This is a genomic window from Methylobacterium sp. FF17 (assembly GCF_025813715.1).
Classification (GTDB): Bacteria; Pseudomonadota; Alphaproteobacteria; order Rhizobiales; family Beijerinckiaceae; genus Methylobacterium; species Methylobacterium flocculans.
In genome coordinates this window covers 4,246,589-4,264,269 of record NZ_CP107532.1, presented here as the reverse complement: position 1 = coordinate 4,264,269, position 17,681 = coordinate 4,246,589, and the positions used below count along the sequence as shown (strand labels likewise).

Here is a 17,681-nt window from a genome sequence, read left to right as displayed (position 1 = left end):
GCTCGATCCCCAGAAGATCGCCGGGATGAGCGAGCGCATCATGATCAGCCACTACGAGAACAACTATCTCGGGGCGGTGAAGCGGCTGAACTCCATCGCCGACCAGCTCGCGACGCTGGACTACGAGAAGACGCCCGGGTTCGTGGTCAACGGGCTCAAGCGCGAGGAGCTCATCGCCACCAACTCGATGATTCTGCACGAGCTGTTCTTCTCGAACCTCGGCGACCAGAGCAAGCCGGGGCCGACCCTGGAAGCGGCGCTGATCCGCGACTTCGGCAGCATCGAGCGCTGGCGCTCGCAGTTCACCGCAATGGGTCGCGCCGAGGGTGGCGGTTCCGGCTGGGTGCTCCTGACCTACAGCCCGCGCGACAAGCGCCTGGTGAACGCCTGGGCGGCGGATCACACCACGACGCTGGCCGGCGGCACGCCGATCCTGGCGATGGACATGTACGAGCACGCCTACCAGATGGACTTCGGCGCGAAGGCCGCGAACTACGTCGACGTCTTCATGAAGGTGATCCGCTGGGAGACCGCGGACCGCCTCTACGACGAGGCCAGCCGCGCCGCATGAGGAAGCCCTGGTTCACGCGCGTCGTGCTGCTCCCGGGGCTGCTGGCCGGCCTGAGTTGCGCGAGCGCGCTTACGGCGGCTCCGGCACGAGGCGCGACGTCCGCCGTCGTCCCGGCCGAGGCACCCGCCCCGGATGCGGAGGCGGTGGACGTGACGTCGCGTAGGACCCGGGACCTTCGAGCGGCCTGCCTCGCCGAACAGGGGGCGGCGTCGGGTTGGTGCAGCGCCTATCTGATGGGCGTCGCCGACACGCTGGCGGCCTTTGGCACGGGAGGCCACAAGGGGGGCATCTGCGATGCCGAGTACACCATCGAGACCCTCGCCGAGACGTTCCTGACATGGTCGCGGGCCAACGACGGCCTGCTTGGCGTCGACATGCTGGCGGGAGCGAGCCTCGCCTTCCGCCAGCGCTGGCCGTGCCGGCAATGAACTTGCGAACGGGGGCGAGGCCGGGGAGGCCTCGCTAGGCGGTCGTGAGACTTGGGTCATCCACGTTCGTAGGGACGAGGGAACGTGTCGCGAACCCATGGGACCACGGGCGATTGCGGGGGTTGGGCCGCCAAGGCCAATCGGCTAAGGGCCGGGGCGATCCGGCGAAGGTTCCGGTTCACGCGCTAGGCCACCCCGTACCCCCTCCCGCAGATCCAGCGCCTCGCGGACCCGTTCGCAGGCCGGCGCACGTAGGATCTCTTCCGGCGGACCGGCCTGGAGGGTCTCGCCCCGGTCCAGCACGCACAGGCGGTCGGCCAGGCCCGCGGCCTCGTCGAGGTCATGGGTCACCAGCACGATGGGGATGCGCAAGGACGCGCGCAGCCTTGCGAGTTCCTCCTGAAGCAGGCGCCGCGTGCGCCGGTCGACCGCCGCGAAGGGCTCGTCGAGCAGCAGGACCCCGGGATCGCGCGCCAATGCCCGAGCCACGGCCACCCGCTGTTGCTGGCCACCCGACAGCGCCGACGGACGGCGATCCTCCAGGCCGTCGAGGCGCACCAGTCGCAGGAGGGTCCGAGCCCGCTCCAGGAGCTCGGACCGGGGCAGATGCCCCAGCGCCGCGGTGACGTTGCCGAGCGCCGTCATGTGCGGGAACAGGGCGTAGGACTGGAACACCAGCCCGACCCGCCGTCGATGGGGCGGGACGTCGATGCCGCCGGCGGTGTCGAACCAGGTCTCGCCCCCGCATGCGATCCGACCTGTGCCGGACCGGTGGAGCCCCGCCACGGCCCGGAGCACCGTCGACTTGCCGGCGCCTGAGGGCCCGACGAGGGCGAGGAGCTCCGATGGGCCGCAGGCGAGGTCGACCGCGAGCGGGATCGGGCCGGCTTGGCGCAGGCGGACGGAGAGGCCGGCCGGCTCAGGCACGTCGCCCGATCCTTGTCGACAGCGTGTAGGTCATGGCGAGCGCCGCGAGCGACAGCAGCAGCAGGAAGGCAGCCATGACGCCGGCCGCTCGCATGTCGAAGGCCTGGACCCGGTCGTAGAGCGCGATGGCGACGGTCCGGGTCTCCCCGGGGATGGACCCGCCCACCATCAGGACGACGCCGAACTCACCGACGGTATGGGCGAACGTGAGGACCATGCCCGTGACGATTCCAGGCCAGGCCAAGGGCAGGTCGATGGCCCGCAGGACCCGCCACGGCGGAAATCCCGAGACGGCGGCCGCCTCGCGGATGTCCGTGGGAACGGCTTCGAAGCCACGCTGCATCGGCTGGATGGCAAAGGGCAGGTTCGCGATCAACGAGGCGAGCAGAAGTCCCTCGAAGCTGAAGGCGAGCGGGTGCCCGAACACGGCCTTCCAAGCCTGCCCGAGACGGGAGCCGCCTCCGAACGCGACGAGGAGGTAGTACCCGAGCACGGTCGGCGGGAGCACGAGGGGCAGCGCCAGGAGGGCTTCGATGACCGGACGTCCCCGTACGCGACGGAAGGCGAGCCAGCGGCCGACCCACACGCCGACAGGCAGGAGGAGGAGGGAGGTCAGGGCCGCGAGGCGCAGCGAGACCGAAAGCGCCGTCCAGTCCATCGGGTTACGGCGCCTCGCCGGGCAGCACGAACCCGAACCTGCGCAGGACGGCACGGGCCGGAGAAGCCTGCATGTAGGCGTAGAACGCCTTGGCCGTGTCGCCTGCGTTCCGCATCAGCACCATGCGCTGGCGCAGAGGCTGGTGCCACGCCGCCGGGATCAGGGCGTAGGTGCCGAGCTTGCCGACCTCGGGGGAGAGCGCGAGGGAGTAGGCGAAGATCCCGCCTTGGGCCGAGCCGGTGGTGGCGAACTGCGCGGCCTGGGCGACGTTCTCGCCAAGGACCAGCCTGGGCTGCACGGTCGTCCAGAGGCCCTGCGCCGCCAACGCCTGCTCGGCGGCGACCCCGTAGGGAGCGTGCTCCGGGTTGGCGATGGCGAACCTCTGCACGCGGCCGTCGGCGAGAGCGGCCCTCAGGTCCGAAAACCGGTCGTCGGGGGTGAGCGCCGAGCCGTGCGGCGCGAACAGGACCAAGCGCCCCTCGGCATAGGGGGTGCCACGGTCCAACGTCCTACCCGCGTCCGCAAGCTTGAAGGCTAAGCCTTCGTCGGCTGACAGGAACACCTCGAACGGCGCATCCTGCAGGAGCTGGCGGGCGAAGTTGCCCGACGAGCCGTAGGAGATGGAGAGCTCGCGGCCGGTGTCGGCCTTGAACTGCGCCGCCACGGCATCGAGCGCGAACTTCAGGTCGGCCGCCGCCGCGATCCGCACCGGGTCCGCCGCCTGCGAGGCCGTGACGAGGCCGAGGCCTAGCGCGGCGGCGAGCATCAGCGTGCGGCGTGGGAACCGAATGGTCATGCGAGCCTCGCTATAGCCCGTCGGCTATATCGCACGGTCGTACGATCAACCCGTGGGTCGGAGCAAGGCCGAAAGTCGTGCCAGGTCGTCCGTGACGGCATCGGCTGCCGCCGCCTCCATGCGCCTGTAGCCGTCGAGGACGGCCTCGCCCGTGGGGGTGAGCTTGGCACCGCCACCGGCCTTGCCGCCCTTGCTGGTTGTCACCATGGGCTCGCGGAACGCACCGTTCAGGGTGTCGATGAGGTACCAGGCCCGTTTGTAGCTCATGCCCATGCGCCGGCCGGCGGCGGCGATGGAGCCGGTATCGCGGATGCCTTCCAGGAGTGCCGCCTTGCCTGGCCCGAGAAGGGCTTCGGCCCGCAACGCGACCCGAAGCATGATGCTTGTCTCTGGCACCCTATCCCTCACCTGCTTCGGCCTACCCGGTGGCGGACCACAGGCACCATACCTGTCATCGCCCCATGGCTCCGGTCAGGTTCGCCGGCACGGTACGACGCGGGGTATGTCATCGGGATACAGTGATGCGAGGCCGCATCCGAAAACTTCGGCCAATCGCCCACGTGCCCGCGACGGGCCATGATGGAGCAGGCCCGTTAACGGGGCGTCGATGACGTGGTTTCCATGGCGGGATTCTCGACTCGTCGGTACGGTGGCGACCAACCACGTCACCGTCTTCTTTCATACGAGCGAGCACGACCGTGACCAGTCGCAACGCTCGTTCTCGACGGTAGTAAGCCTGCCCGAGGCGACGAACGACACCCTGGCGGTGGTGAAGGCCGCGACGCAAGGTGTCCGCAAGACCTGGCGCGATGGGTTCCGTTATTTCAAGGCCGGCGTCGTCACCGCCGACCTGACGCCAATGGCCGCCTCGCAGCGGGCGATGCCGGGCCTGGGCCAGTTGGACCGCAAAATGGGCGCGGCCCCGATGTAGGCGCTCGACGCCTGCAATCGACGCTCTGGGCCTGGAGTGGTCGTTCCCAGTTATGCGGGCCCTCCCCGAACCGGGGATGGTCCACGAAGTTCAAAATACGGTCACCGCGTTACACAATACGGGTCGAAGAGATCCGGGACGTGAAGGCAGCCAAAGACAGCTGCGTAAGCAAAATTTAAGTCAAGCGTGAGCATTTTATATAAAATTTGCACTTTCATCAGAAATGCTTCTATTTACATTCTTTACCCATTTTATATTCGCCCTCCGAAAGTCGTCCAATCGTGCATACCGCCGCTCTAGACGTTCTTGGTGTTTGAGTATCTCTTTTTCGCCGAGTGCAGTGGGGTGCTTAAGGATTGTTGTTGCAAGAAGGTTCCAGGCGGAATTTGGAAGATGAATTGGCCGAACTCCAAAAACGGTACCAGAAAGCTCGGCGAGTAACAAAACTGCTGCTACATCCTCGGCAGCAGGCTCCCTGGCGCTACTTTCCCTCATCGTGTGAAAGCTACCTTGCATCACATCTTGAACATGCAACGGTACCCGTGATCTAGACCAGCAGGCGTCTAAGTAACCAGCAGGTCCAGCATTCATTAAGAACCAGCAAAACGGATTGGCATCAATGAAAGCAAACTGAAACGGCCCGCCGGCTGCGATACATCGAGCCAGGTCAGAGTCTTTTCTGCAGAAAACCTCAATGTTAAGTCCGTGCGGCCCTGGGGTGACCTGCATTCCCTCGCGAGGTTTAGGGCCCAGATTTTGCCCAACGGAGTACGTTAACATCGAACTTGTTCCTCAGCTAGACAGCTGGTATTTAACAGCGGTCGGCGACTAAATCGCCTGAGCAATCATATCTCCAACGTTTTTATGAACCGGTTGGTTATCAAGCCGTAATGATGGTTTAAGGGCTCAATCATTTCAGAACGTAGATGCTAACACGTACTTGCCACAACATCGTTTTGATGCTTTGAGCCAATCTGCCGTGCCCGCGGGCTGCAACAATCAGAGAAATCGACAATATCTCAAATATTTAGATGGTATTAATACATGAGAAGCTTGCTTAGATTGCCAATGCGCGATGGATGACGCTCGGGGATTGTCTCAGCGCCACTCCAGATGGTCAATCCCGATGGACACCCGGTAGTCGAAATGGACCTCGATCAAATTCAGCCCAGTACCGGTCCATCGGCATAGAAGACTTCGTTTAGCAGGCTCACCGGTCTGTACCGGCGCTGCGGGAGTAACGTCAATCGTTTTGGTTTGAGCCAACTGCATATTCCACCCTAAAAGGTCGAAAAGGATCAACGCGACCCCGCAGCACCCGCTCGGCTCGAGGACGGGTTTGGTCCTTACATGTCCTTTATCTCGGATCGCTGTCCCACTAAGGTTGCAAGCATGATGTAGCAGAAGTGCAGGCCTTGCCTTGAAGCAATTGCAGAGAAAATACTGGGATGAGCTACCAGATGTTGCTTATTATGCATTTGCGCGCTGGCGAGCCGATGCTTGCGAGGATCGCGGACAAGCTGCCGCCGTCGCAGAGCGATTGGGTGTTTGCGTCGTCAGGACCGATCTTTTTGATCCTTCCGGACGCATCCATGAGCCGGAAGGTAGTATCTTGGAGGGCGTTGCCCGGAGCTTATGCTGTCTCTCAGCTAATCTCCGAGAGAAGCTGACCACCTACATCTTCGGTGTTGAGGCATTGAGGCATGTCAATGATATCCTGGAAGCCTTCAATGCAGAGGCGGTCGATTGCTGCATTGCAGATACTGACGATCATCTCACGCGCGTTATAGCGCGGTTCCGCGACGGCTTCGCCAACTCCTGTGACCAAGAATGGATGCAGGAAACGGCCAAGTCAAACATCTGCGATGCGGATCTACTCAACTTCGAGAAAATGGGATGGGGATATAGGTCTGACAGTCGCGAAGTTCGTCGACGTATCGTAAGAGCGCGACGGTCGCACGAATGCACGACGACACGGTTCCTCATCCGTAAGGGAGAGACGTATCTGTTTGTAGAGGGCGTCACACTCTCTGGAGAATGGAGGTACTTCCGGCATAGCCGGTCTGCAGTTTGGCTCAATAGAAAGATTCATGAGCCTGATCTTCCAAAAAGGCTTTTGGATGCATTATGCGAATTGCTAGGTGTGCGCATCTGAATTTTCATGTCCTGCTTCCTGGGAAAAAGATGTCCTTAATGCTGAACTGCTACAGGGCGCCATAAACGGAGTGGATCGCGCTTGCGTGATCGAGCCGGTCGTGAACCGGCCCAAGCTCAGGGCGCCAGCGCTTCTCTTTTGGCACGACCTGATCCTGGAAGGTTATGTCCTCTAAATCGTGGATTGGATCAGCGCTTGTCATAGCTTGGAAGCAGTGCCTCGATCCGCATTTCGTGTATGTCTCCAAAATCTTGGGCGAGGAGACCGCAATCGACGCCATCATGAGCGGTGCTCTCAATTGCGTGGGGAGGCGCTAGCTTGTTCTCCTTACAGATACTTCCGTTCAGGTGCCTGCATTTGCCAGCGCTGAGACTGGTAATCGCTCCTTTCAGGGTTACTGGTGAGCAGTATCATAGTCGTGCAGGGCCGATGTGAGGTCGATAGTCATGTTAAAAAGGCTGCCCCGCTTAACGTAAGCGGTTCCAGGGTACGAGCCTCGAATGTTAGAGTGCCGCTTCCTTGCCATGCTTCTATGAGATAGCCGGCACCTGTTTTTGACGTTTGAATGCTCGGCAGTCATGATCGCACAAGGATTAACCACCGTGATCAGAGGTGCCTAACATTTGTGCGTCATCTGGCCCGTTCTTAATAGCGAACGATGCGTCCGGCCGGGCGAGGCAGGGGCGACCGGTGGGCAGATTTCGAGCCCTGGTTGCGGTTTCGCTATCGCCGCCGGCGAACGGCCTGGCCGCGCCTCTGTCCGGCTGGGTCCAGGGCCGCATCGAGCCCCTGACCTAGGGTGACGGGCCGCAGGCACAGGTAGACAACGGATCGGCGCCGAGCGGTGCCCCTGGCGGTTTTCAGGGTCCAGTGGGAGCATTCCTAAGTCGCGTCGGGTCGTGCTGCCCCGTCGCCGCCTATGGACCGTCGCCGCCTTGTATCACTCCGCGCCCCAGACCTTCGCTCGCCTTGATCCATACGGCGAGTTGCTGCTGCCCGAGAGCAAGCTCGCGGACCTGCGGGAGCAGTTCCAGGCGCGCGTCAATGCCGGCCCTCGCGTCGCCCACGCCCATGCCCTCCACCCCGACCTGGCCACCACCAAGGGCAAGGTCTCGCTGATGCGGCAGTCAAAGAACGTCGACGGCGAGGATCGGTGGGAGACCCGGGTCGTCTCCGTCGGCGAGCTCGCCACCTCTGACGCCCTGCGCTGGGCGACGCACATCAGCATGCAGCGGTTCTACGGCGCCCGGGGCTCGACCTCGCTCGTCCAGGTTAACTCCTTGATCGCGGACGTCGACTGCCACGACAAGGCAGCCTTCCTCGGGCTCAGCCCGGAGGAGATGGCCGGCATCCTGATCGAGCGCCTCAGGGCTGCCGGGAAGCCGCTGCCGTCGTACATCGTTTTCAGCGGGCGCGGCCTCCACCTCGTTTGGCTTCATCAGCCCCTCATGGCGACGGCGGGGGTCGCTGGACGCCATCGGGCCGTCCAGCGCTGGCTCGTCGGTCCCAAGGACGGCAAGCCTTCCACGACCGTCCGGACGAAGGGCGGCACGCGGCTCCAGGACCCTGAGGTCATCGCCCACGAGACGATGATGGCGGCCGTCTGGAAGGGTACCGGCATCGACCGCGCGGCCATCGACACCGCCCGGGTCCTGCGCCTGGCCGGATCGTACAACGGCAAGTCGGGCAAGGTCGCCCGGCTGGTCTGGCCGGCGTCTTGGGCGGACGTCGAGCGTCACGACTTCGAGGATCTCGCCGCGGCCTACCTGCCGTTCTCCCGCGACGAGATGGCCTGCCTCAAGGCCGAGCGTCAGGCGGAGTACGAGATCCGTGAGGCCGGGCGGCAGGCCCGCCGCGCCGAGGCCGAGGCCGCCGGCATCCCGGTCGTCGAGGAGCATTCGACCCGCCGGATTTCCGGCGGGAATTGGCCGAGCATCGTGCAGGCGCTCGACGCCGTCCGCGTCTGGTGGGGCGGTACCCCTCCCGAGGGGAAGCGCACCTTGTGGGCCTTCCTCTCGGCCTGCGCCATCGCCCAGGTCGAGGGCGGGGATGCCGCATCATGGGCCGCGGGTCTCGCCGGTCCCGCTAGCCTGCCCGAGGGAGAGCTCCGGTCGAGCCTTGGAGCCCTGGAGCGGATCCTCCGTCGGCACGAGGCCGGCGAGACCCGCGATTACAAGGGGGTCGAGCGCCCGGTCATGTACGTCTACGCCAGAGCACGGATGCTGACCCTGCTCGGCCTGTCCGAGGATGATGCCCGGGCCGCCGGTGCAGACGCGCTGCTGCCTGGCGGGGTGGTGCGGACGGAGAAGCAGCGGTCCGCGGAACGCAGGGCCGATGCCGGCGCCACCCCTCGGACCGTCGTTGTCTCGGCGCGCCTTGCCGACGGTCGCGAGGCCCTCGCCCTCCAGGCGGCCGGCAAGACCATGCGCGAGATCGTGGCCGCCTTCGTCGGGCGCCGGGGCGAGACGAGCCTGCGCCGGGCGATGGCCGAGGCGGCATCCGTGGCCCCCGTCGAGACCGTGTCCGAGACCGTCGCGGTCGCCCCCGTCGAAACCGCCTTCGAGACCCGCGAGGATCAGGCCGTCTCCTCTCCTCACGGTTCGACCACCTCTATAGTGGCCCTGCCGGAGGCCCTTGCCTCCAAAGTCGCGCCGACCGCTTCCGGCACCCCCCGGACCGCCATTTCCGACCTGCCTCAGACCGCCGAGGCACAGGGAAGACCGTGGGAGGCTCTCGGGGCCGTGGTGAGCATGATAGTGGGCCGCTTGCCGGAGGGGCTCCGGTGGCGTCCCCTGGGCCCTGCGCCGCCCCGGATGAGGCGTCCATCCCGCTCCCCACGGAGGAGGAGATGCCGGCCTTCCTGGCTTGGTTCCAGGGGTCCGGAACCTTACCCGCCACCCTCGTTCCCGCTTGAGGGATGCCGGTCGCAGGGCTATAGTTCTCCTGCCGACAGGTCCTAGATGCAGCACATCCAGGGAAGCCCGCTCCAACCGAAAGGTCGGGGCGGGCTTCGTCGTTTCCGGTTCCCTCCATCCGGGACCGGTAGGGGCACGATCTCGACCCGCCACCCTGCCCAAATCGGACACCCGAGCGCACGCTCTCCCAACCCCAGGAGAGCCCCGTGTCCGCTGCCCTCGCCCTTGCCGCCTCCCCGCCCGCAGAGCCGTCCCTGCCGCCTCCCTGCGTCTCCTACGACCGCTCCGGGGGATACCGGGCGACCGTCACCCGCCATGCCATCCGGCGCTTCGCGGACAGGGTCATGGGGCTGGAACCAGTGCTGGAGGGTCTGACCGACCGCGAGGCCATCGATGCGCTCCGGGGCCTCGGCTACGACGTCGCCGGCATCGGGAGGTGGCTCGCCTTCTACGGTTACTCGGGTCCGCGCTGGGGGGCCAAGGGCGTCGTCGTCGGCCGGGTCGGGCTGGTGCTGGCCGGGTCCCGCGTCGTCACCTTCGTCGTCCGGGGCTGAGACCACCGGCCGGCGTGGCCTGGAACTGGCCACGGGGACGCGAGCACCGTGGGTCATCCCGGCCGCGTCGGCGGTCCCCGAGGCCGCCCCCCGTGTCCTGCCTGTCCATCGCCATCCGCTGCATCCACCTCGCCCCGGAGGCGCAGGCGTGACCGGCTTCCCCTTCCAGGGCCACCACGAGCGGCGCGAGGCCGAGTGGGTCGGTGCCCTCGTGGCCTTCGGCGTCGCCGTCGCGCTGCTGCTCCCGGGCAAGACGTTCTCGCGCCCGACCTTCGACCCCTTCGCCGACATCGCGCCCGAGGGCACCTGAGGCGCCGCTCTGCTCGGCATCGCGGTGATCCGCATGATCGGGCTCTGGGTGAACGGCAGCAAGCGGCACAGCCCCGCCCTTCGGTTCGTGACCGCGGCCGCCGGCGCCGGGCTCTGGGGGTGGGTCACCTACCTGCTCGCGCACGACGGCTACCCCGGCTGGAACACGGGCTGCGGCGCCTACGGGATGTTGGCGCTCGTCGACACCTACTGCGCCTTCCGCAGCATCTGGGACCAAGGCCGCAACGACGCCCGGGCCTCCATCATCAGGAAGGCCGCGGCATGACCGGCGACTGGCTCTCCACCGTCACCACCCTCCCGGCCGAGTACCTCAAGGCTGCCGGCACCGTGCTCGGCGGCGCATGCCTCGCCCTGGGCACCTACGTCGTCGCGCGCATCAAGGAGGTCCGCCGGCCGCCCGAGTCCGTGGCGACACTCCCGCGGGTCGCGCTCGATCCGGTCGCGCTCGACCTGGCCTTCACCCTGGCAAGGACGGGGACGGACCTGACCCGGGCGCTGCACGACCACGGCGAGATCCTGCGCCGGACCATCCGTGGCGACGACGACGGCGACGGCGGGAACGGTGGCGGCGCCGCACCGCCCAGGTCGCAGCGGTCCCACCGGAACCGGAGGCCGCACGCATGAGGCGCCCCAAGCTCGTCCCCCATCCGAAGCGCGTCGCCCGGCACTCCTGGTCGTTCCGGCTCAACGCCCTCGGCGCGGTCCTCGGCGCCGTCGAGCTCGGCATGTCCGTCTTCGCGGCGTCGCCCCCGGTCTCCCCGGGCGTGTTCGCGGCTGCCTACGCCGGCGTGAACCTCGCCGGCATGGCGGCCCGCCTCGTCGCCCAGTCCTGCCTGTCCGGAGACCAGTGATGGCCCGCTTCTCCCTCGCCCGTCTCCTCCGGTCGCCGGCCGCCAAGCCCAAGGCCGCCACCCCCTCGAAGGGCCGGAACCGCATCCTCGCGGCCATCACCGCGGCCGGGACGGTGACGGGCGTCGCCGCCATGGCCGTCTCGACCACGGGCCCGAACGAGGGCCTGAAGCTCGTCACCTACAAGGACCGGCTGGCCAAGGACCTGCCGACCGTCTGCTACGGCGAGACCCGCGGCATCGAGCTCGGCATGCGGTTCACCAAGGCCCAGTGCGACGCCATGCTGGTCAAGGCGCTGGGCGAGTTCGCCGACGCCTCGGTCGAGCGCTGCATCAAGGGTCCCATCGCCGACGAGCCCTACGTCGCCTTCCTCGACCTCGCCTACAACGTCGGCGCGAGCGCCTTCTGCAAGAGCACGGCCGTCAAGCGCTGGAACGCCGGCGACAAGGCCGGGGCCTGCAACGCGGTCCTCCTGTTCAACCGCGCCGGCGGCAAGGTCGTCCCCGGGCTCGTCGCCCGCCGGAAGCGCGAGCAGGCCCTCTGCCTGAAGGGGATCTGATCATGTCGACCTCCTCCATCGCGGTGATCTCATGCTGCAGCCTCCTCGGCTGGTGCGCGCCCCTGGCCGCCGCCTGCGCCATCGTCTCCATCGTCATGGAGGGCAGGCGCTGATGCTCGACCTGTTCCTCGCCCTGGTCTGGACGCCCCTCGGCATCAGCGCCCTCGTCGCCTTCGCGGCGGCCGCCCTCGCGGTCGTCTACCTCCGGAAGCTGGCCCTGCCCCTCGCGGCGGTCGCGGTGATCCTGGCCGGTGCCGCCTACGTCGCCTCCATCGAGGCCGACCTGGCGACCGCCCGGACCGAGCGCGACCTGGCGAATGCCGCGGCCGCCACCGCCGTCGCCGGAACCAAGGCCGTCGAGGGCGTCGCCGGAAAAGCGGCGGCTCGGGCGAAGGCGTCCCGGTCGACCCGTGACCGCATCCTCACCGCGCCGGCCTCGGATGACGCCCCCGTCGCCCCGGTCCTTCGCGACGTCCTGGAGGGCCGCCGGTGACCCGCCGCCTCATCCTCGCCGCCGCGGCCGCCCTCGGGCTCGCCGGGTGCGAGACCGTCGGCCTCGGCAGGCCCTCGGTCCCCGCGTCTCTTCTGACCTGCGCCGAGGCCCCGGCTTGGCGCCGTGGCGGGACCCAGCGCGACGTCGCCGGCTACGTGACCGACCTGCGGGACGCCCATGCCGATTGCCGCGACCGGCTCGACGCCGTCGGCAAGATCGTGGAGCCGACCCCGTGACCCCGGAAGCGCTCGCCCTGCTGGCCATCGCCTGCGTCGCCTTCCCGTCCGATCCGCCCCCGCGCGACCCCGCCCTCGATGGCGTCGTCGCCGTCCTTCGGGGCAAGGCCGTCCCACCCCGTCCCGCCCGGGCCGAGGTCGCCGCGGCCATCGAGGCCGCCTCCCGCCGTAGGATCCCCCGTCGATGAGCGCCCAGGTCGTCGGAGCCACCATCCTCGCCCTCGCGCTCGCGACGCCGGCGGCCGCCACCTGCCGGACCGTCCCCGACCACATCGAGGCCCTGCAGGGCGTGCTGCCACCGGGCTACCCGGTCCGAGAGATCTCGTCCTCGGTGATGCCCGCGATCCTGGCGTGGATGGAGAGCGAGGGCATGGCGACCTTCGGCGCCGGCCGCCTGGTTCAGGTCCTCCGGCCCGACGGCATCACCCTGATCCCCGTCCGCGATAGGATCTGCGACGGCGCCCCGGCCTACGTCCTGAGCCCGGTCCAATCGGTCGCGCTCGTCGCCCTCGTCCGGCGCTACCGCATCCTCAAGGGCTGGGGCGAGGAGCGCGAGGCGTGAGCACCGCCACCCAGAACCCGGCCGTCCGGGCGGTCGTCGCCGCGGCGCGCGAGCTCGTTCGGTCGCGACGCTGGTACCTCGGGCTTCCCGATGACCGCGACCTGCCAGACACCCTTCAGGCCGCCCTCGACCGGGCGGTGCGCGCCCTCGACGCCGCAGAGGCTGACCGTGACCGACCGTGACCGAGACGAGCGCGATGCCCGCCTGTTCCTGACCGATGCCCTCGCGGCCGCCCGGGCACGCCTCTCCGACGGGGCGGACCCGGACACCAGCACTTACTTCATGGCCGTGTTCGTGACCCTGGCCGCAGGCGCCCTGTACCCGGATGCCCTGCGCGAGGGGGTGTCCGCCAGCTGACCCCGGAAGAAATTTCAACCCGTTCGCCGGATTTCCGGCAGTTAACGTAGCGGTAACCCTACCGAATCGCTACGCTTAGGGGCAGCCTCTCGACCGAGGGGTCGGCCCCCAGCCGGCGGTGAGACGCCGAGCCGAGGGCCTTGCTCCAGACCCGGATGGTCCCGTGTCCAAAGCTGCACTCATCTCTACCATGGGGCTCGTCCCCGTCGCGCCCCCGGCGGCGCCCTCCACCTTCTATTTCGACGGCCACCCCGTCCGTGTGGTGCCCCTCGGCGGCGAGCCTCGGTTCGTGGCCAGCGACGTCTGCGAGGCCATCGACCTCCGCGACGTTTCGGACGCCGTGGGCAAGCTCGACGACGACGAGAAGGGTCGGGCTTCAATCCCGACCCCTGGTGGGCTCCAGTCCCTGCTCGTCGTCACCGAGAGCGGCCTCTACACGATGGTCTTGCGGAGCCGGACGGCGATGACGCCGGGCAGCGTCGCCCACCGGTTCCGGCGCTGGGTCACCTCGGAGGTCCTGCCCGCCATCCGCCAGACCGGCGGCTACGGCACCCCGGCCCCCGCCCATGGTGCGGCCGCCCTCATGGACCTGATGCGCAACCCGGCCACGGCGCTGGAGCTCATCGGCCACTACGCCAGCGCGAACCTGGCCCTTCAGGAGAAGATCGAGGCCGCCGCGCCGGCCGTGGCGTTCCAGGAAGCCCTCGTCGAGAGCCAGGACACCTGGGGCCTGCAGGAGGCGGGCAAGGCCCTCGGCCAGAAGTCCAACGGCTTCATCCAATGGCTTCTCGCCCGGGGCGACATCTACCGCCGCTCCAAGAGCCTCTGCGCCAAGCAGCACCTGATCGACCGGGGCCTCCTCAAGGTCCGTTGGGAGCCTTACGGCTCGACGCCGAAGCCGGTCACGCAGGTCACTGGCAAGGGGGTCGTCCACTACGCCCGGCTTCTCGGCGTGAAGCCGCCGGCGCTCTCCCGTCAGGGCAAGCTGCCCGGGTTCTGAGCCCTGCGAGGAAAGGGAAGCTACGCCCCCGTAGCTTCCCGTCACCCTTCCGGAGACCCGCCGCGCAGGCCATGCCGCGCAGGCACGGAGCCCATCCATGCTCGACCTTACGACGCCCCGCGACGACCGTCACATCGACATCGAGGACTACCTCGCCGCCCTGCCGCCTCCCCTGCCGGCGCCCCGCGAGGCCATCGGCGCCAACGGTGCCCCGCCCCTCGACGAGAGCCCTTTCCGCACGCTGGAGCTGATCGGCCGCGCCGCCCACGGCGACCACTGGCTGGGCAAGCTGGCGCCGTTCCTCGGTGAGGGCGACCGTACCCTGCGCCGGTGGCGCGACGGCGATGGCGTCCCCTCGCCGCAGGCAGTCGCCAGCGCCCGCGAGTACGCCAGGCACACGGCGCAGCTACTCCTCGCCGCGGCGGGGGAGGACGAGCTCTCCGAGGCCGTCGCCCGCCGTCGCTCGGACCAGCGGCGCGCCGATGCCGAGCGTGGTAAGGCCGCGCTGGCTGCAGCGCTGCCCCGCATCGAGGCCGCCGTGGCCGCCAAGGAAGCCGCGAAGGCCGCGGCCGCGCAGGCCGCTCAGTCGCCCGAGGAGAACTGACCGTGTCCGCCCTGGCACGGTGCTGACATCTCCACGCGAGCGTCCAGGCCGTCCTGCGACAGGACCGTGAAACCGCCGGTGCCGGTTGATGTCGGCGCCGGGAATGTGCCCCCTAGCCAACCGCCTCGCGCGCGGGCCGCCACGCCGTCGGCGCGCAGCGCGATGGTCTCCCGGCCGGTCCGGATGTCGACGGTTCCGCAGATGACGTGCGTCGCCCATCCGGATCGGGCGTCGGGTTCGGCACGGACACGGGCGAACCGTCCCTGACCGCCCGACGGCGCCGACCGGACGTCGAGAAGCCAGCGGTCTCCCTCGGCGGGGAATGAGGGCTCGCCGGCGAGCGCCTTGGCGGACGCGAGCAGAGCCAGGGCCAGGGACAGGGTCATGGAACGCATGCTCAATTCTCCAGGGTGCACCAAGCCGAACCGTCGGCCTCGAACCATGCTGCGGCGGCCGCTGTCATGGGCTCGCCGTCGGCGGTGAAAGTCGTCCCCGCGTAGGGACAGAACCGGAGGCGCCTGGCGCCCTCCGGCCGGGGCGCGTCAGTTACGGTGCCCCGGGCATGTGCACAGACCTCGCGAATCTGACGGGCTCTCACGCGGGCGAGCGCCCCGGGGCGGATCACGAGGCGGACGTCCCGCAGGGCGATGGCCTCGACGTGGTCGACGACCCGGCCGTTGACGCGGACCGACCAGCACCGGACGCGGAGGCGCAGGTGCCGGTAGACGTCGACCCGCTCAGACAGGGGCATCGCCCGCCCGAGCCTTGAGCTCGTCGATGCTGGCCGCGAGCATGTCGATGATGGGCGTGACGTCGTCGTAGGTGAGATTGCCCTCGCAGACCTCGAAGACGAGGATGCCCCAGGCATGCTGCAGGCCCTGGATGCGCTGGGCGGTCGTGGGATCTTGGGATCGAGGCATGGTGCTACTCCTTGGCGTTGGGGGTGGTGGCGAGAATGGTCCGGGCGAGCCGGCATGCCTGGGCGGCCGCGCACTCGGGATCGAGCGTGCCTTCCGAGACCCGGCGCCGGAGCTCCGAGACCTTGGCGGCGCCGTCCTGGCACTGGGGGTCGCCGACGCGGACGAGCAGGCCGTAGGCGAGCCGCATCATTCCCGCCGGCGAGGCGGGGCGAAGGAAGGACACCACGGTATCCTCCTAGTTCGGCTGACGGCGGGCGAACGTCTCGCGGGAGGAGACCACGGCCTCGACCATGCGGCGTAGGGGGCGCATCGAGCCTCCTCGCCACGCCGTCAGGGCGTCGAGCTCATCCCTATCCAAGGGCGGACACCAGACCTCATCGAGGCCCCGCTCGCGACGGAGCTCGTCAAGGATTGCGGCCGCGACGATGGGCATGTCCTGCCGGCGTGGCATTGGCCACTCCACGGGGGGTGCCCGGTCCAGCAAGGGCCCCGACATGCCCCGGCCCTCGTTCGCCGTCAGGATGTAGCTGATGCCGCTCAGATCGAGTGGCACCTCCAGCGCCGGGTCGAAAATGGCCCGAGCGGTCGTGCCCCGTTCGAGGAACGGCAAAAGCGTCTCGTCAAGCCGGCCCCACCGACGGGACGGACCTGCCTTCTCCGCTTCATCGATGATGACCCCCAGGCTCGCCTGCCCGAACCGCAAGACGCCCTGGCCCGGGACCGACAGGCGCCATGTGCTCCAGGTCCTCGACGCCCCCGCGAAATTGCCGCCATCCATGACGCCCGCGGCGGAGTAAAGCACCTCGGGCAGGCCCGCCGCCCGGAGCAATGACCGGGCAAACGAGGTCTTTCCCCCACCGGCTCCGCTAACAAGCGTCCGGGGTCGGAACCGTGCGAACGGAGCTCCGACGAGATCCTGGGCGTACGCTTCGATGACTTCCGCAGCCCACGGGTAGTCCGCCAGGAGCCTCGCGCTGAACGCGGCCGGATCTGGCGCCGGCGTCAGAGCCAAGGCCTTCTCGGAGAGGTCCTCGCACAAGGCACGCGGGCTATCGCCTCTGTCGCGGGAGTGCTTGCTCGGCAGCGGCAAGTGCTTGAGCGAGGGGATGACGACGAGTGACAGGCCGGTCACGCCCGGCTCGGTCCTCGGTTCCGGGTCAATGGCCGGGTCCGGGGCCGACGACGCGATCCGCCGGATGCCGGCGCAGTCGTCGTCCATCGCCTCGGCATGGGTCTCCCGGACCTGCGCCTGCTCGCGCCGGGCTAGGATCGAGCGCCCAAGGTCCAGGCTGCGTGCGATCAGAGGGAGGGGCGGACCTTGCCGCCAGACGAGCGGTGTCTCGTCGGCACCGGCGAGATAGGCCCGGGCGCCCAGCACGAAATCCACGAAGCCGTCCGCCCGCAGTAGGATGCACGTCTCCCCCATCTCCGCGAGGCGCGCCAGGGCCGTGAGGTCCCCGCAGCCCGTGAGCCCGACATCGCAATGCGCACGCAGGCGGGCAGTGTCCGTCACCGCCTTCTCGACGTCATCGTGTTCGGCGAAGACGTTGCACGCGTCGAGCCGTTCGCCATGGGCGATGCAGCGCTTGCGAAGGGTCTCGACGGCGATGCGGGCCGCGGCGAGATCCATCGTCCCTCGCTGCAGGGCCTCGCGGATGCCGCAGGCGGACCCGAGCAGCCCAGCTAGGATGTCGTCGAAAAAGACGTCGGCCGTGGCGTTCCAGCCGTGCGGCTGCTCAGGGCAGCGCACGTCCAGGTATGTGATCAGCGGGACGAATGGGTGTTCGTCGCGCCGGTCTGGAGGGGGGAGCGTGCCGCACAGGATGTTGTGCGCGG

Annotated in this window: 28 protein-coding genes; 19 read left to right on the top strand and 9 right to left on the bottom strand. The window is 68.1% G+C overall.

Translation table 11 applies throughout. The features are described 5' to 3' along the window. The first annotated feature begins 25 nt into the window (after window positions 1-25). Window positions 26-571 carry a superoxide dismutase gene (locus OF380_RS20375; protein ID WP_246687736.1) on the top strand — a complete coding sequence of 182 codons (546 nt, stop codon included), beginning with the start codon at window positions 26-28 and terminating at the stop codon, window positions 569-571. Further along, the gene (locus OF380_RS20370; RefSeq protein ID WP_147018786.1) at window positions 568-999 is read left to right on the top strand and encodes a Rap1a/Tai family immunity protein; all 432 of its coding nucleotides are present in this window, start codon (window positions 568-570) and stop codon (window positions 997-999) included. The genes OF380_RS20375 and OF380_RS20370 overlap by 4 nt, the downstream gene beginning before the upstream one ends. Window positions 1,000-1,143: 144 nt before the next feature. Here OF380_RS20370 and OF380_RS20365 read toward each other — a convergent pair whose 3' ends face one another. From OF380_RS20365 to OF380_RS20350, 4 genes are read right to left on the bottom strand one after another with little or no spacing between them, the layout of a single operon-like run. After that, window positions 1,144-1,926, bottom strand: coding sequence for an ABC transporter ATP-binding protein (locus OF380_RS20365; RefSeq protein ID WP_147018787.1), 783 nt, complete (start codon window positions 1,924-1,926; stop codon window positions 1,144-1,146). Then, window positions 1,919-2,584 carry a molybdate ABC transporter permease subunit gene (gene modB, locus OF380_RS20360; protein WP_147018788.1) on the bottom strand — a complete coding sequence of 222 codons (666 nt, stop codon included), beginning with the start codon at window positions 2,582-2,584 and terminating at the stop codon, window positions 1,919-1,921. The genes OF380_RS20365 and modB overlap by 8 nt, the downstream gene beginning before the upstream one ends. A 4-nt stretch (window positions 2,585-2,588) precedes the next feature. Beyond that, complete coding sequence (modA, locus tag OF380_RS20355) at window positions 2,589-3,380, bottom strand: molybdate ABC transporter substrate-binding protein (protein WP_147018789.1); 792 nt, start codon at window positions 3,378-3,380, stop codon at window positions 2,589-2,591. A 45-nt stretch (window positions 3,381-3,425) separates the two neighbouring features. Beyond that, complete coding sequence (locus OF380_RS20350; protein ID WP_147018790.1) at window positions 3,426-3,758, bottom strand: winged helix-turn-helix domain-containing protein; 333 nt, start codon at window positions 3,756-3,758, stop codon at window positions 3,426-3,428. A 271-nt stretch (window positions 3,759-4,029) separates the two neighbouring features. Here OF380_RS20350 and OF380_RS28875 point away from each other — a divergent pair, with 271 nt between their 5' ends. The 17 genes from OF380_RS28875 to OF380_RS20265 all read left to right on the top strand — a co-directional run bounded on the left by OF380_RS28875 (window position 4,030) and on the right by OF380_RS20265 (window position 14,925). After that, window positions 4,030-4,311 carry a DinB/UmuC family translesion DNA polymerase gene (locus tag OF380_RS28875; protein WP_246687730.1) on the top strand — a complete coding sequence of 94 codons (282 nt, stop codon included), beginning with the start codon at window positions 4,030-4,032 and terminating at the stop codon, window positions 4,309-4,311. Between the two features lie 1,420 nt (window positions 4,312-5,731). Beyond that, entirely contained in the window at window positions 5,732-6,466 is a 735-nt protein-coding gene (locus tag OF380_RS20340) for a hypothetical protein (protein WP_147018791.1), read from the top strand. Between the two features lie 935 nt (window positions 6,467-7,401). Further along, window positions 7,402-9,426 carry a hypothetical protein gene (locus OF380_RS20335; RefSeq protein WP_147018792.1) on the top strand — a complete coding sequence of 675 codons (2,025 nt, stop codon included), beginning with the start codon at window positions 7,402-7,404 and terminating at the stop codon, window positions 9,424-9,426. A gap of 161 nt (window positions 9,427-9,587) precedes the next feature. Then, entirely contained in the window at window positions 9,588-9,935 is a 348-nt protein-coding gene (locus OF380_RS20330) for a hypothetical protein (protein WP_147018793.1), read from the top strand. Between the two features lie 148 nt (window positions 9,936-10,083). Further along, window positions 10,084-10,245, top strand: coding sequence for a hypothetical protein (locus tag OF380_RS20325; RefSeq protein ID WP_246687731.1), 162 nt, complete (start codon window positions 10,084-10,086; stop codon window positions 10,243-10,245). A 33-nt stretch (window positions 10,246-10,278) separates the two neighbouring features. Then, entirely contained in the window at window positions 10,279-10,530 is a 252-nt protein-coding gene (locus OF380_RS20320; RefSeq protein ID WP_246687732.1) for a hypothetical protein, read from the top strand. Beyond that, the gene (locus OF380_RS20315) at window positions 10,527-10,889 is read left to right on the top strand and encodes a hypothetical protein (protein WP_147018794.1); all 363 of its coding nucleotides are present in this window, start codon (window positions 10,527-10,529) and stop codon (window positions 10,887-10,889) included. Before OF380_RS20320 ends, OF380_RS20315 begins: the two co-directional genes overlap by 4 nt. After that, the gene (locus tag OF380_RS20310) at window positions 10,886-11,116 is read left to right on the top strand and encodes a DUF7940 domain-containing protein (protein ID WP_147018795.1); all 231 of its coding nucleotides are present in this window, start codon (window positions 10,886-10,888) and stop codon (window positions 11,114-11,116) included. Before OF380_RS20315 ends, OF380_RS20310 begins: the two co-directional genes overlap by 4 nt. Then, window positions 11,116-11,673, top strand: coding sequence for a lysozyme (locus tag OF380_RS20305; protein ID WP_246687733.1), 558 nt, complete (start codon window positions 11,116-11,118; stop codon window positions 11,671-11,673). Before OF380_RS20310 ends, OF380_RS20305 begins: the two co-directional genes overlap by 1 nt. Window positions 11,674-11,785: 112 nt before the next feature. Next, window positions 11,786-12,166, top strand: a complete 381-nt coding sequence (locus OF380_RS20300) for a hypothetical protein (protein ID WP_147018796.1) — start codon at window positions 11,786-11,788, stop codon at window positions 12,164-12,166. Further along, window positions 12,163-12,402 carry a hypothetical protein gene (locus OF380_RS20295; protein ID WP_147018797.1) on the top strand — a complete coding sequence of 80 codons (240 nt, stop codon included), beginning with the start codon at window positions 12,163-12,165 and terminating at the stop codon, window positions 12,400-12,402. Before OF380_RS20300 ends, OF380_RS20295 begins: the two co-directional genes overlap by 4 nt. After that, window positions 12,399-12,590, top strand: coding sequence for a hypothetical protein (locus OF380_RS20290; RefSeq protein ID WP_147018798.1), 192 nt, complete (start codon window positions 12,399-12,401; stop codon window positions 12,588-12,590). Before OF380_RS20295 ends, OF380_RS20290 begins: the two co-directional genes overlap by 4 nt. Beyond that, a complete protein-coding gene (locus tag OF380_RS20285; RefSeq protein ID WP_147018799.1) occupies window positions 12,587-12,964 on the top strand; it encodes a hypothetical protein in 378 nt (125 codons plus the stop codon). The genes OF380_RS20290 and OF380_RS20285 overlap by 4 nt, the downstream gene beginning before the upstream one ends. Continuing rightward, window positions 12,961-13,146, top strand: coding sequence for a hypothetical protein (locus tag OF380_RS20280; RefSeq protein ID WP_147018800.1), 186 nt, complete (start codon window positions 12,961-12,963; stop codon window positions 13,144-13,146). The genes OF380_RS20285 and OF380_RS20280 overlap by 4 nt, the downstream gene beginning before the upstream one ends. Further along, complete coding sequence (locus tag OF380_RS20275; RefSeq protein WP_246687734.1) at window positions 13,133-13,321, top strand: hypothetical protein; 189 nt, start codon at window positions 13,133-13,135, stop codon at window positions 13,319-13,321. Before OF380_RS20280 ends, OF380_RS20275 begins: the two co-directional genes overlap by 14 nt. Window positions 13,322-13,484: 163 nt before the next feature. Next, window positions 13,485-14,321: a phage antirepressor KilAC domain-containing protein gene (locus OF380_RS20270; RefSeq protein WP_186812997.1), complete on the top strand. Its 837-nt coding sequence runs from the start codon at window positions 13,485-13,487 to the stop codon at window positions 14,319-14,321. A gap of 97 nt (window positions 14,322-14,418) precedes the next feature. Next, the gene (locus OF380_RS20265; protein ID WP_147018801.1) at window positions 14,419-14,925 is read left to right on the top strand and encodes a hypothetical protein; all 507 of its coding nucleotides are present in this window, start codon (window positions 14,419-14,421) and stop codon (window positions 14,923-14,925) included. Here the strand turns inward: OF380_RS20265 and OF380_RS20260 are convergent. The 5 genes from OF380_RS20260 to OF380_RS20240 are packed head-to-tail and all read right to left on the bottom strand — an operon-like array spanning window position 14,904 to window position 17,475. Further along, window positions 14,904-15,320, bottom strand: a complete 417-nt coding sequence (locus OF380_RS20260; protein ID WP_264047090.1) for a hypothetical protein — start codon at window positions 15,318-15,320, stop codon at window positions 14,904-14,906. The two genes, OF380_RS20265 and OF380_RS20260, sit on opposite strands and share 22 nt — an antisense overlap. A 2-nt stretch (window positions 15,321-15,322) precedes the next feature. After that, window positions 15,323-15,676, bottom strand: coding sequence for a hypothetical protein (locus OF380_RS20255; RefSeq protein ID WP_147018803.1), 354 nt, complete (start codon window positions 15,674-15,676; stop codon window positions 15,323-15,325). Further along, entirely contained in the window at window positions 15,663-15,845 is a 183-nt protein-coding gene (locus OF380_RS20250; protein ID WP_147018804.1) for a hypothetical protein, read from the bottom strand. The genes OF380_RS20255 and OF380_RS20250 overlap by 14 nt, the downstream gene beginning before the upstream one ends. Before the next feature lie 4 nt (window positions 15,846-15,849). Next, window positions 15,850-16,068, bottom strand: coding sequence for a hypothetical protein (locus OF380_RS20245; protein ID WP_147018805.1), 219 nt, complete (start codon window positions 16,066-16,068; stop codon window positions 15,850-15,852). A gap of 12 nt (window positions 16,069-16,080) precedes the next feature. Continuing rightward, window positions 16,081-17,475, bottom strand: a complete 1,395-nt coding sequence (locus OF380_RS20240) for a P-loop NTPase family protein (protein ID WP_264047088.1) — start codon at window positions 17,473-17,475, stop codon at window positions 16,081-16,083. Window positions 17,476-17,681 lie beyond the last annotated feature (206 nt).

Excerpts from the sequence above, each read along its gene's own strand:
- OF380_RS20375 (WP_246687736.1), top strand. The coding sequence starts at position 26 with ATGAGCGAGCGCATCATGATCAGCCACTACGAGAACAACTATCTCGGG.
- OF380_RS20370 (WP_147018786.1), top strand. The coding sequence starts at position 568 with ATGAGGAAGCCCTGGTTCACGCGCGTCGTGCTGCTCCCGGGGCTGCTG.
- modB (WP_147018788.1), bottom strand. The coding sequence starts at position 2,584 with ATGGACTGGACGGCGCTTTCGGTCTCGCTGCGCCTCGCGGCCCTGACC.
- modA (WP_147018789.1), bottom strand. The coding sequence starts at position 3,380 with ATGACCATTCGGTTCCCACGCCGCACGCTGATGCTCGCCGCCGCGCTA.
- OF380_RS20350 (WP_147018790.1), bottom strand. The coding sequence starts at position 3,758 with ATGCTTCGGGTCGCGTTGCGGGCCGAAGCCCTTCTCGGGCCAGGCAAG.
- OF380_RS20320 (WP_246687732.1), top strand. The coding sequence starts at position 10,279 with ATGATCGGGCTCTGGGTGAACGGCAGCAAGCGGCACAGCCCCGCCCTT.
- OF380_RS20315 (WP_147018794.1), top strand. The coding sequence starts at position 10,527 with ATGACCGGCGACTGGCTCTCCACCGTCACCACCCTCCCGGCCGAGTAC.
- OF380_RS20310 (WP_147018795.1), top strand. The coding sequence starts at position 10,886 with ATGAGGCGCCCCAAGCTCGTCCCCCATCCGAAGCGCGTCGCCCGGCAC.
- OF380_RS20305 (WP_246687733.1), top strand. The coding sequence starts at position 11,116 with ATGGCCCGCTTCTCCCTCGCCCGTCTCCTCCGGTCGCCGGCCGCCAAG.
- OF380_RS20300 (WP_147018796.1), top strand. The coding sequence starts at position 11,786 with ATGCTCGACCTGTTCCTCGCCCTGGTCTGGACGCCCCTCGGCATCAGC.
- OF380_RS20285 (WP_147018799.1), top strand. The coding sequence starts at position 12,587 with ATGAGCGCCCAGGTCGTCGGAGCCACCATCCTCGCCCTCGCGCTCGCG.
- OF380_RS20265 (WP_147018801.1), top strand. The coding sequence starts at position 14,419 with ATGCTCGACCTTACGACGCCCCGCGACGACCGTCACATCGACATCGAG.
- OF380_RS20260 (WP_264047090.1), bottom strand. The coding sequence starts at position 15,320 with ATGCGTTCCATGACCCTGTCCCTGGCCCTGGCTCTGCTCGCGTCCGCC.
- OF380_RS20255 (WP_147018803.1), bottom strand. The coding sequence starts at position 15,676 with ATGCCCCTGTCTGAGCGGGTCGACGTCTACCGGCACCTGCGCCTCCGC.
- OF380_RS20250 (WP_147018804.1), bottom strand. The coding sequence starts at position 15,845 with ATGCCTCGATCCCAAGATCCCACGACCGCCCAGCGCATCCAGGGCCTG.
- OF380_RS20240 (WP_264047088.1), bottom strand. The coding sequence starts at position 17,475 with ATGGATCTCGCCGCGGCCCGCATCGCCGTCGAGACCCTTCGCAAGCGC.